The following is an 11,267-nucleotide window of genomic DNA, read 5'->3' as shown; positions in this document are numbered from 1 at the left end:
ACTCCGCCCCCGCGTGTGCTCCGCTGGCATTCAGGGTCGTTGCCTTAGGTTCCTGGACATGGATGACAGGTCTCGCGCCTCGAGGTCAACCTCGGGCGGCGCGAGCTCGGCGGCCCACCTGACGAGGCGCGCGGCGCTCGGTCTGGGTGTGGGCGCTGTCCTCGCAGGCTGCGCAGGCGTGCCCCAGTCGGCATCCCCGAGCGCGAGCGGCCAGGGCGCACCGGCGACCGCCGCCACCACTACTCCCGCGGCGACCACCACCACAGGCCCCGCGACCAGCACCAGCGGGCCTGTGCCGTCGGCGACTCGTCAGCCCGGCGCAGCCACGGTGGCCGAGCTGGAGGCCAGGTACAACGGCGTGGCACCCCGCGCCTGGGGGCTGCAGGTCCCCGGCGTCGTGCGCAGCATCCCCGCCGACGGCGCCAAGGTCGTCGCACTCACCTTCGACGCGTGCGGCGGGCGCGGTGGGAGCAGCTACGACGCGGCCCTGGTCGACCTGCTGCGGCGCAACCAGGTCAAGGCCACGCTCTTTCTCAACTACCGCTGGATCAAGGCCAACCCCAACGCGGTGCGCGACCTCGCCGACGACCCCCTGTTCGAGCTCGCCAACCACGGCACGCGCCATCAGCCACTGTCGGTGCGTGGACGCGCGGCCTACGGCATCGCCGGGACGCGGGACGTGCGCGAGGTCTACGAGGAGGTGGAGACCAACGCGGCCTTCATGGAGCGGATGCTGGGGCGTCCGGTGCCGCTGTTCCGCTGCGGCACCGCCTTCTACGACGATGTGGCGGCCCGCATCGTGCACGACCTGGGTCGGTATGCCGTGGGCTTCAGTGTCAACGGCGACGCCGGGGCCACGTTCACCGCGCCTCAGATCGTCACTGCCCTACGCGACGTCCGGCCCGGGTCTATCGTCATCGCCCACCTCAACCATCCCGAGCGCGCCACGGCCGCCGGTCTCCGGCGGGGCATCCCGGCGTTGCGCCGCGAGGGCTACGAGTTCGTGCAGCTGTCCGACCGCCTGGTTTGAGGGCAGGGTCAGGGGGTACCGCTCAGGCGTCCCTGTTGTCAGACCCTGGGAGGCACGTATGCCGGCCAAGGACGAGATTCCCTCGACCCTGAAGCGGTCGTCCGCGAAGGCCCAGGAGACCTGGGCGAAGACCCACGACTCCGCAGTGGAGGAGTACGGCGAGGGAGAGCGGGCGCATCGCACGGCCTTCGCCTCCCTCAAGCACAGCTTCGAGAAGGTCGGCGACCACTGGGAGGCCAAGGACCACAAGGGTCCCTCGGACGACCAGGCCGCCCGCAGCGGCCGCTCGGCCCGCATGGGGTCGGGGACGGCAGGCGGGGTGGACGCCAACGCGTCGAAGAAGCATCTCTACGAGATCGCCACTCGGCTGCAGATCCGGGGTAGGTCGGCGATGTCGAAGCACGAGCTCGTCGAGGCCATCCAGAAGGCCAACGACCGGGAGACGACCAAGAGCCGCAGCTCCTGACCGGAGGGCTCCTCGCCCCCGCTCGGAGTTCCGCTCAGAACAGGATGAGCTGACGCACCGCACGGCCGGCGGCCAGCTCGTCCATCGCCTCGTTGACGTCGTCGAGGCCGATCCTCGAGGACACCAGCGTCTCGACCGGCAGCCGCCCCTCCCGCCACCACTGCGCGAACCTCGGGATGTCGCGCGAGGGCACGGCCGACCCCAGATAGCTGCCGATGACGGTCCTGGCCTCGGCGACGAGCTGCAGCGGTGAGACGCTCGCCCTGGCGTCGGGGTGGGGGAGGCCGACGGTGACCGTCCGGCCACCAGGCGCGGTCGCGGCCACGGCCGCCTCGAAGGCTCGGGCGTTCCCGGCCGCCTCGACCACGACGTCACACCGCACGCCGCTGGTGGCCAGCTCGTCGGGAGAGAGCGCGCTGGTGGCCCCCAGCTCGAGGGCCTGGGTTCGCTTGGCGGCGAGGCCGTCGACCGTGACGACCTGGTCGCACCCGAGCGCGAGCGCGGTGAGCAGCGCCGCGATCCCGACGCCTCCGAGCCCCACGACCATGACGCTCTGTCCCGGTCCGGGCGGGGCGGCGTTGAGCAGCGCACCGCCGCCGGTCAGGACCGCGCATCCCAGGACGGCAGCGACCTCCGGTGGCACGTCGTCGTCGACGGCGACGACCGACCTGGCGTCCACGACCGCGTGCGTGGCGAACGCCGACACTCCGAGGTGGTGATGGACCGGAACGCCGTCGCGACTGAGCCGCCGACCGCCCCCGAGCAGCTCGCCGGTGCCGTTGCTGGCGGAGCCTGGGCCACACGGCATACGGCCGTCGGTGGCGCAGCCAGGGCACTGTCCGCAGCGGGGCAGGAAGGTCATCACCACGCGCTGGCCCACTGCGAGGTCGGTGACGCCGGCGCCGAGCCGCGTCACCCGTCCGGCGCCTTCGTGACCCAGCAGCATCGGGACGGGACGGGCCCGGTTGCCGTCGACGACCGACAGGTCGGAGTGGCAGACGCCCGCGGCCTCCATCTCGACGAGCACCTCGCCGGGGCCTGGCCCTTCGAGGTCCAGCTCGTCGACGGTCAAGGGCCTGGTCTGCGTCCAGGGACCCGGACGGCCGACCTCTTCCAGGACCGCTCCTCTGATCCTCACGCGCGGGCCTGCTCGGCACGCGCGAGGAGCTCGCGGATGGCGGCGGGGATCGGCACCGAGCTGCGCGAGGTGCGGTCGATGTAGACGTGGACCCACGAGCCGAACGCGGCCAGCTCGTCGGACTCGGCGTCGAAGAGCCCGAGTGCGTAGGTGATACTGCTGCGGCCCAGCCGTTCGACCCGCACTCCGACATCGAGCGGCCGGGGGTACTCCAGCTCGCGGTAGTAGCGGCAGCCGGACTCTGCGACGACCCCCAGCTCGGGCAGAGCCATGACGTCGACTCCGGCGCCGCCGATGAGCCAGCCGTTGATGGCCGAGTCGAACAGCTCGTAGTAGACGGCGTTGTTGAGATGGCCGTACATGTCGTTGTCGGACCAGCGCGTCGTCATCCGGGCGACGTGGTCGAAGTGCGCGCGCGTCAGCGTGCGCGGGTCCACGGTGGCGTCGGCGCGTTCGGTGGGGGCCGTCATGGCGCCGATCATAGGCATGTGGGTCAACGGCCCGGCCACAGGACAGTTCGGACAGCTCGGACTTCTTGGGCGTCCGCACAGCTGTAGTACTCGCACCCACGCCCCTGCCGTGCCCCTTCGGTGCGAGTACTACTCAACGAGCGTGCGCCCGCTGGAGCGGGATCGCCATGGCCCGTGCGGCCGATGCCGAGCACGGCGGGTTGGTGAGAGACTGCATCCGCGCGCTGTGGCCGGTGCTCGCGGTCGGTGCTCGCGGCCGCCGGTGCTCTCAGAGCACGACCTGGGCGCCCATGACCACGGTGCGTGACTCGGGCAGGCTGAAGTACTGGCTCGGGTTGGCCGCATTGTGCGCCAGCCCCACGAAGAGCCGCTTGCGCCAGCTCGCGAGGCCCGGCACCTTGCCGCGGTGCACCGTGATCCGCGACAGGAAGTAGAACGCCTGGTCCGGCTCGATGGCCAGGCCCTGCCGCTGCGCGACCCCCAGTGCAGTGGGCACGTCCTGCTCGTCCTGGAACCCGAACCGGATCTTGACCCGCGTGATCGTTCCCAGCGGGCTGGGCAGCGGCTCGAAGCTGCAGCGCTCGTCCTCGACGACATGGGGCACGTTCTGCGAGAGCGTGGTGACGATGAAGACGTGGTCGTGGATCACGTGGTTGTAGGCCACGTTCTCGCGCAGGGCCAGGGGCACGGTGCCGTCGTCCGGGTGGAGGAACACCGCGGTGCCCGGCACCACCGTGACCGTGCCCGGGCCGAGCCCGGCGATGAACTCGTCGAGACCGCCCTCCATGCTCGTCCGGCGCTCGGTGACCAGGGTCCGGCCGCGCTGCCAGGTGAGCATCACGATGGTCACGCCGGCCGCGATGAGCAGAGGCAGCCAGCCACCGTGAGTCACCTTGGTCATATTGGCCGAGAAGTAGGTCAGCTCGAGCGCGCCGAGCGGGACACCAACGGCCAGCAGCTTGGCCGTCGACCAGCCCCAGGCGGACTCGGCATAGATCAGGACCAGGGTCGTCGTGAGCAGGAACGTGCCCGTCACCGCCAGCCCGTACGCCGTGGCCAGCCGCCCGGAGGACTGGAACAGGAGCAGAAGGAGCAGCACGCCGGCATACAGGGCCCAGTTCACGGCGGGGACATAGATCTGGCCGCCCTCGTGCTCGGAGGTATGCCGCACGGTGAGCTTGGGCAGGTAGCCGAGGCGCTCGGCCTGGCGTGAGACCGAGAAGGCTCCGGAGATCACCGCCTGCGAGGCGATGATCGTCGCGGCCGTGGCGAGGACGACCAGTGGGAGCTGGGACCACGACGGCGCCATGAGGAAGAACGGGTTGGCGATCGCGCCGGGCCGCTCCAGGATGAGCGAGCCCTGTCCCAGGTAGTTCAATGTCAAGGTCGGGAAGACGAGGCCGAACCACGCCCGCCGGATCGGCGCCCGGCCGAAGTGGCCCATGTCGGCATACAGCGCCTCCGCGCCGGTGATGGACAGCACGACGGCACCCATCGCCACGAAGGCGATGAAGGGGTGGTCGGCGACGAACAGCACGGCGTACGTAGGGGACAGGCTGCGGATGATGGCGGGGTCGTGGCTGATCTGCACCGCGCCCATGGCGCCGAGAACCGCGAACCACAGCACCATGATCGGCCCGAAGAAGCGGCCGACGATGTGGGTGCCGTAGCGCTGCACGAGGAACAGGACCGTGATGATCGTGGCGCCGACGGGGACCTCGAGGTGGGCCAGCCCGGGTGCCGGGACGGTGAGGCCCTCGATGGCCGACATGACCGAGATCGCGGGGGTGATGACGCTGTCGCCGTAGAACAGGGACGCCCCGATCACTCCGAGGATCATGACCATGGCGAAGCGCCGGCCGCCTGGCCGCACGGTGCGCCGAGCGAGCGCCGCGAGGGCCATGATGCCGCCCTCTCCGTCGTTGTCGGCCCGCAGGATGAGGACGACGTACTTGGCCGAGACGACGGTGGTGATGGACCAGAACACCAGCGAGATGACGCCGTAGACGTCCGACGGGGTCGACTTGACCACCCCTCCGTCGATGGCGAAGACGGTCTGGATCGCGTAGAGCGGGCTGGTGCCGATGTCGCCGAAGACCACGCCGAGGGCGCCGAGCGCGAGGACCATCCAGGCCTGGCCGTGTGCGTCGTGGGGTCGCGTCGGCGCAGCTGACGCAGAGCGTTGGTCCGTAGTCATTTCGCACACCCTAACTCCGCGGCACAGCCGTCCCGGACCGTCGGCCGGTCCGTGGCCGTCAAGATCCCGTCAAGGATCTGGCCCAAGGCTGATTTCCTCCGATCATGGACCGGGCACCACGCCACGCCCGGCTCCCAGCCTGACGGTTGGGTGTCTTGACTGTGGGTAAGACCGTGGTGGGGCCGTCCCCCGCAGTCCAACAGCGTGGCTCGGGGGACGGTGGGGGCGGGGGTCGGCCGTCGGTCGGCCGTGGGGTCGGCCGTCGGTCGGCCGTAGGTCAGTCAGATCGGGCCCGGCTGTGCTTGGGTGGAAGGCATGTTCTTCCCGGCCTTCGACGAGTGGGACCAGGAGCTGCCCACCGGCGTCCGCCTGCATGGTCGGTCGGGTGGTAGCGGACCACCCGTCGTGCTCCTGCACGGACATCCGCGTGCGCACACGACGTGGTACCGCGTCGCCCCGCTCCTGGTCGAGCACGGTTTCACAGTGGTCTGCCCCGACCTGCGTGGCTACGGGCGATCGGGGAAGCCGGCTCCTGACGGCGGGCACACGGCATACAGCGACCGCACCATGGCCGGTGATGTCACAGCCTTGATGGACCGGCTCGGACACGGGCAGTTCGCGGTGGTCGGCCACGACCGCGGACAGGGAGTGGCCCATCGCTGTGCCCTGGACCATCCCCAGCGCGTACGCGCCCTGGCGGTGCTGGACGGCGTGCCCATGGCCGAGGCGGTCGAGCGCACGGACGCCACGTTCGCCACCCAGTGGTGGCACTGGTTCTTCTTCGCGGGCTCCCCGCACGCCGAGCGGGTCATCAACGCCGACCCCGTGGCCTGGTACGGCCTGGACGACTCGGCGAGGTCCGCGATGGGCGAGGAGAACTTCGCGTATGTCGCTGCAGCCCTTCAGGAGGCGGAGACGGTACGCGGGATGCTCGAGGACTACCGCGCCGGGCTGTCGGTCGACGCGGCGAACGACCGCGCCGACCGGGAGCGGGGCCACAGGGTCACCTGTCCGACGCTGGTCGCCTGGTCCGTCCACGACGACCTGGAGCAGCTGTATGGCGACCCGTCCGAGATCTGGCGAGGCTGGGTCGACGGTGCGATCCAGACGGCGCGGATCGACAGTGGGCATCACATGGCGGAGGAGAACCCGGAGCAGCTGGCCTCGGTGCTCGCCGCGTTCCTGGCGTCCACGGCCTCGTGAGCCCGCTCGATGTCCACGAGGCGGTCGCCCAGGCGCACCGCGAGGAGTGGGCTCGGACGGTCGCCACCCTGGCGCGGCGTTTCGGTGACCTCGACCTCGCGGAGGAGGCGGCGGCCGAGGCGTTCGCCACCGCGGTCCAACGCTGGCCTGCTGACGGCATACCTCCCAACCCCGGTGCGTGGCTGACCACCACCGCCAAGCGCAAGGCGATCGACCGGCTCCGGCGCGAGAGCCACCGCGACGACAAACACAGGCAGGCGCAGCTGATGCGCGGCGACGACTCGCCCTCGACGCGAGGTCCCATCGACGACGACCGGCTGCGGCTGGTCTTCACCTGCTGTCACCCGGCGCTCGCGATGGAGGCGCGGGTGGCGCTGACCCTGCGCATGGTGGGCGGCCTGACGGTGACCGAGATCGCTCGCGCCTTCCTGGTGCAGGAGACCGCCATGGGGCAGCGGATCACCCGCGCCAAGGCCAAGATCAAGGCGGCCGGCATCCCGTATCGGGTGCCATCCCAAGAGGACCTGCCGGTGCGCCTCTCGGGGGTCCTCGCCGTCCTCTTCCTCGTCTTCAACGAGGGCTACCTCGCGACCGGGCCCGACTCGGACCCCCTGCGTCACGAGCTCACTGCCGAGGCCATCCGGCTCTCGCGGCTGCTCCGGTCGCTCGTACCGCAGGACGGTGAGGTCACCGGGCTGCTGGCGTTGATGCTCCTGATCGAGGCGCGCCAGGCCGCGCGCGTGTCGGGCAGCGGTGAGCTGGTCACGTTGACCGAGCAGGACCGGGGGAGGTGGGACGAGCCGATGATCGCTGAGGGGCTGGCTCTGGTGCGCGAGCGTCTGGCCACCGGAGTGGCTCCGGGGCGCTACCAGCTGCTGGCCGCGATCAACGCCGTGCACACCTCTGCCCGCGATGCGCGTCACACCGACTGGTCGCAGGTCGTTGCTCTCTACGACCAGCTCGCCCACCTCGACTCCTCGCCGGTCGTCGCGCTGAACCGCGCCATCGCGGTCGCTGAGGTCGACGGACCGGTGGTCGCGCTGGCGATGGTGGACCGCCTCGGCGACCGGCTGGCCGGCTACCACGCCTACCACGCGGCTCGGGCTGACCTGTTGCGGCGGGTCGGCGACCGCGACGGGTCGCGCGCGGCCTACGACACCGCTATCGAGCTGGCCGGCAACACCGCCGAGATCGCCTACCTGACCCGGCGCCGGGACGGTTGAGACCCCTGCTCGCAGCCGCCGTCAGTACTCGCCCTTGATGACGAAGAACGATCCGCGGATCGTGCCCGCCAGCTTCGACTTCTGCCGGGCGAACTTGAACCGGGTGGCGAGCTCCTCCGGGATGTCCATGCCGTCCGAGAGCTTGAACCCGACCGCCCGCTTGCCGCCCTCCGCGATCGTGTACATCACGTTGACCGACAGGCCCGACTCGTAGAAGACGTAGGCCATCCTGATCCCGTCGACCTCGAAAGCCGTTGCCTCCAGCGGCTTGGGCGAGATGACGAGATCGCGCTCCTCCTTGAGGATGCGGTGCACCCATTCGACGACCTGGCTCGCCTCACTGGCCGGTTCGACCGTAAAGGTGTGGTCGTACTTGTTCTTGAAGTACCGCGCTTCGTTGGCTCTCAGTCCGGCCAGGGCGTCCGCGACCGGTGAGGACTCAACGCCGACCGTCGAAACGTCCACGAAGTCCACGACATACGACATGACTGCCTCCCAAGGTGTGTGGGCGCCACGGTAGCGGGCGCGACCACCTGGACGCGTCTACGCCTGGTGACAGACGACACCCAGCGCTAGGAGGGCCAAGTGGAGGCCAGCGCGCTGTGCCCGTGGCAAGGCTGAGGGAATGAGGTGAACACGGACCTAGAACAAAGGCATGAGCCTCGATGAGGGGATCCGGAGGATTATGCGTCAGTGAGCCAGCCGGGCCACCAAGCGACTGGGCGGGCCAAGGGGAGTCATGGTCAGCACGGATGCACCCGGGATGGGGGACGAGGCCCGTGGATGGGAACGCCGCACGACTGGCTGCCAGGAACGCGACCGGGAGACCGTTGCTGGTGATGGGCGTGAGCCTGCTCGCAGCCCTGGCGAGCATCGGTGTGGCCAGCGCTACGAGTCCAGTGCCCTTCACCATGGCCGACGAGGTCTCCGTCTCGGCCGTTTCCACGTTCACCTCCACGGGGCCCCTCTGCGCATCGGGCACGTTCGTCGACGATGTGGCGCTGCTGGCGATCGCTCGCTCCGCCCAGGCCCGCTCAGGGCGAGGGTCCGTGCTCATCCGCAGCGTGTACACCTGCGACGACGGCAGCGGCACATTCGTGATGGTCAAGCACCTGACCCTGACCTTCACGGACACCGGTTTCGCCGACACGGGGCCAGTGGAGATCCTGGGCGGCACGGGGGCGTATGCCGGGGTCACGGGTCACGGGTCCACCAGCGGTGGCACGAACGCCCGGTCAGGCCTCGGCGGCGGGACGACGACGGGTTTGGTTCAGCTGGGCTAGAGCCCGCGCCGGTCGCACCGAGCGACCAGCGGTCGCGGCTCGCTGGGAACGCATCCGCACCCGCGGCAGGTCGAGCAGCAGCGCCACCCGCGTTCTCTTGGCGACATTCTGACCCGGTTCGCGATCGGCGCCGACGCAGCATCCGCTCTCAGCACTCGGCTCCGACCCCGCGCGCCCTTGCCTCAGCCCTTGGACTTGGCGCCCTTGGTCTTGGCCTTCGCCTTGGCTGCTGCCTTGGCGGCCTTGGCTCGGCCCTTGGAGTGGCCCTTGGAGTGGCCCTTGCTGTGCTTGGGGTGCGCTGTCGCCGCGGCCTTGACGGCGCTGGTCACCATGGTGGTTCCGGAGCCAGCGCTGGAGGTCGTAGGTGCGGGGGTGGGACGCGGGGCAGCCGGGGGTGCCGGCGGGGGACTCGTGGGTATGCCGCCAGGTGCGGTCGGCGTGGCTACTGCGGTCGGCGGGGCGGGCGAGGGGCTCGTCAGGACCGCGGACACCACAAGGACCTGCGTGCGGCCGGCGAACCCCGCGGTCGAGGCGGAGACCACCGCGTCGCCAGTGGACGGCGCGCTGGTGGTGCCAGAGATGCCGGTGGCCGTCACCGCGGGACCCTGGGGGCTCGGTTGCCGGCCAAGCTGCCCCGACTGCCCCGACTGTCTCGTCTGGCCTGTCTGCTGGCCGGGTGCCGAGGGCGTGGTTCCTGGGCCGCTGGGGGTGAGCGAGGGAACGCCGCCAGGCCCAGTCGGTCCCTGCGCGGCGACGATGCCCTGGCCCCCGCCGCCTCCGGTGCCGAAGAGGCTGTCGAAGGCCGCAGGAGCTACGCCGATCATGGCAGCGGCCGCGGCGACACCACCCACCGCGACCGTCCACGCGGCAGCGCCGGCACCGACCCGCGCCAAGCGCGGAGAGACGCCGACTGCCGCGCTCCGAGGCCGCGCCGCACCGGCGAAGGTGGTCCCCGCTGAGGCGCCCGCTGTGGCGTCCCCCGCCCAGGCGGCCCCCATGGCATCCCCGGTCAGCAGCGTGAGCATGGGGCGTGGAGTGGAGGTGGTTGCAGGTGGCAGCGGCTCGTGGGCCTGTGCGGCGAACTGTGGCAGCACCACCGGAAGGTCGCGCACCTCGGCCGTGGTGGCGGGTGTCGCGAACGTCGCGCCCAGGGCGGCCAGAGGGCGCCCCAGCCTGGTCTGACCGGCCAGGACGAGCGCGAGGACCTCGGTCGGCTCCTGCCCGGTGATCCGGGCGATCGAGTCTCGTCCGAGTCCGGCCACCACACCCATCGCGAGCACCTCGGCCACGTCCGGCCCGCAGGCCCGCAGCGCCGATACGGCCTCGTCGACCTGGGTGGACTCCGGGCCAGCGCCCGGACCAGCGGGGACGGGCGCGGGTGCGGCGGCAGCGTCGGAGCCGTTGGCCGCGAGGGCCTGCTCGCGTGCGGTGCCGACCGCGAGCTCGAGCCAGTCGTCGTCGTCGCCGGCGACGCAGGCCGACATCCCATCCAACAGCCTGGACCACGTGACCAGGGCCAACGGTGTCGGGTCGGCGTCAGAGACGACGCGCAGGTAACGCAGGAGGACGGGGTTCGTCACGGCATACAGGCAGGCGAAGGCCTCCGCATCGCCCGATTGTGCGCCGCGGAGGAGAAGGACCATTTCCCCCGACACATCCCCATTTTGCTGCGGTGACGTGGGTATGCGCGTCATCCGTTCAGCCGATGGACAGACTCGCGATCTTTCGGCGGGGCGCGCGTTCACGGATGGACGTGTGCCGCGGAGCCCGAGCAGGGGCCCGGCCATGTTCCAGCCGAGCAGCTGCACCACCATTCTCCAGCGAGGTGACCTGTCCCGCGACCGGCAACGGGATGTCCCGCTGACGCGCGTGCATGTCGTGACCTTACGGGCGCCGAGCACCAGAGGCACTGGCGGGGGTGTCAGGACCAGCTCGTACAGCTCACCAGAGCTCACGAGTGGAGGGCGCGGACAGCCTTGACTCCGCGAACGACGTCGCCGGCGGAATAGGCGGCGTCGGCCTCACGGATGTCGGCCAGGGCCTGAGGGTCGCTCAGGACCGAGAGGGTCTCCTCGAGCTCGGCCAGGTCCTCGGGGCTCAGAATGACAGCCGCGGCGCGCCCATTGCGTGTCACGGTCACACGCTCGTGCTCGTGTTCGACGCGATCGATGACCTCGCTGAAATGGTTGCGGACGTCTCGGAGCGGCTCGACTGTCATGGGCACAGTTGTGGCGCGCACTTTTTCGGGCGGCAACGG

Annotated in this window: 11 protein-coding genes; 5 read left to right on the top strand and 6 right to left on the bottom strand. The window is 70.6% G+C overall.

All coding sequences use genetic code 11. From position 1 onward, the window contains the following. The first annotated feature begins 58 nt into the window (after positions 1-58). Together VGN50_RS05265 and VGN50_RS05260 are read left to right on the top strand one after the other, a co-directional pair. Positions 59-1,030, top strand: a complete 972-nt coding sequence (locus tag VGN50_RS05265) for a polysaccharide deacetylase family protein (protein ID WP_327443634.1) — start codon at positions 59-61, stop codon at positions 1,028-1,030. Between the two features lie 58 nt (positions 1,031-1,088). Further along, complete coding sequence (locus VGN50_RS05260; RefSeq protein ID WP_327443633.1) at positions 1,089-1,496, top strand: ChaB family protein; 408 nt, start codon at positions 1,089-1,091, stop codon at positions 1,494-1,496. A gap of 34 nt (positions 1,497-1,530) precedes the next feature. Here the strand turns inward: VGN50_RS05260 and VGN50_RS05255 are convergent, their stop codons facing one another. The 3 genes from VGN50_RS05255 to VGN50_RS05245 all read right to left on the bottom strand — a co-directional run bounded on the left by VGN50_RS05255 (position 1,531) and on the right by VGN50_RS05245 (position 5,301). Continuing rightward, a complete protein-coding gene (locus tag VGN50_RS05255) occupies positions 1,531-2,634 on the bottom strand; it encodes an alcohol dehydrogenase catalytic domain-containing protein (RefSeq protein WP_327443632.1) in 1,104 nt (367 codons plus the stop codon). Further along, on the bottom strand, positions 2,631-3,104 hold the full coding sequence (locus tag VGN50_RS05250; protein WP_327443631.1) for a thioesterase family protein: 474 nt from the start codon (positions 3,102-3,104) through the stop codon (positions 2,631-2,633). The genes VGN50_RS05255 and VGN50_RS05250 overlap by 4 nt, the downstream gene beginning before the upstream one ends. 268 nt (positions 3,105-3,372) lie before the next feature. Continuing rightward, positions 3,373-5,301 carry a potassium transporter Kup gene (locus VGN50_RS05245; RefSeq protein WP_327443629.1) on the bottom strand — a complete coding sequence of 643 codons (1,929 nt, stop codon included), beginning with the start codon at positions 5,299-5,301 and terminating at the stop codon, positions 3,373-3,375. 315 nt (positions 5,302-5,616) lie between these two features. Here VGN50_RS05245 and VGN50_RS05240 point away from each other — a divergent pair, with 315 nt between their 5' ends. Together VGN50_RS05240 and VGN50_RS05235 are read left to right on the top strand one after the other, a co-directional pair. Further along, a complete protein-coding gene (locus VGN50_RS05240) occupies positions 5,617-6,504 on the top strand; it encodes an alpha/beta hydrolase (protein ID WP_327443628.1) in 888 nt (295 codons plus the stop codon). Beyond that, a complete protein-coding gene (locus VGN50_RS05235) occupies positions 6,501-7,727 on the top strand; it encodes an RNA polymerase sigma factor (RefSeq protein ID WP_327443627.1) in 1,227 nt (408 codons plus the stop codon). Before VGN50_RS05240 ends, VGN50_RS05235 begins: the two co-directional genes overlap by 4 nt. A 21-nt stretch (positions 7,728-7,748) precedes the next feature. Here the strand turns inward: VGN50_RS05235 and VGN50_RS05230 are convergent, their stop codons facing one another. Then, entirely contained in the window at positions 7,749-8,213 is a 465-nt protein-coding gene (locus VGN50_RS05230) for a phage tail protein (RefSeq protein ID WP_327443626.1), read from the bottom strand. A gap of 359 nt (positions 8,214-8,572) precedes the next feature. Between VGN50_RS05230 and VGN50_RS05225 the strand changes: the two genes are divergently transcribed. Continuing rightward, positions 8,573-9,010 carry a hypothetical protein gene (locus tag VGN50_RS05225; RefSeq protein ID WP_327443625.1) on the top strand — a complete coding sequence of 146 codons (438 nt, stop codon included), beginning with the start codon at positions 8,573-8,575 and terminating at the stop codon, positions 9,008-9,010. Between the two features lie 182 nt (positions 9,011-9,192). On the opposite strand, the gene VGN50_RS05220 is transcribed toward VGN50_RS05225, so the two are convergent. Then, on the bottom strand, positions 9,193-10,590 hold the full coding sequence (locus tag VGN50_RS05220) for a hypothetical protein (protein WP_327443623.1): 1,398 nt from the start codon (positions 10,588-10,590) through the stop codon (positions 9,193-9,195). Between the two features lie 371 nt (positions 10,591-10,961). Next, positions 10,962-11,228 carry a type II toxin-antitoxin system Phd/YefM family antitoxin gene (locus tag VGN50_RS05215; RefSeq protein ID WP_327443621.1) on the bottom strand — a complete coding sequence of 89 codons (267 nt, stop codon included), beginning with the start codon at positions 11,226-11,228 and terminating at the stop codon, positions 10,962-10,964. Positions 11,229-11,267: the final 39 nt, after the last annotated feature.

It is taken from the genome of Pedococcus sp., assembly GCF_036000045.1.
Classification (GTDB): Bacteria; Actinomycetota; Actinomycetes; order Actinomycetales; family Dermatophilaceae; genus Pedococcus.
This window is presented reverse-complemented; position numbering and strand designations above follow the sequence as displayed.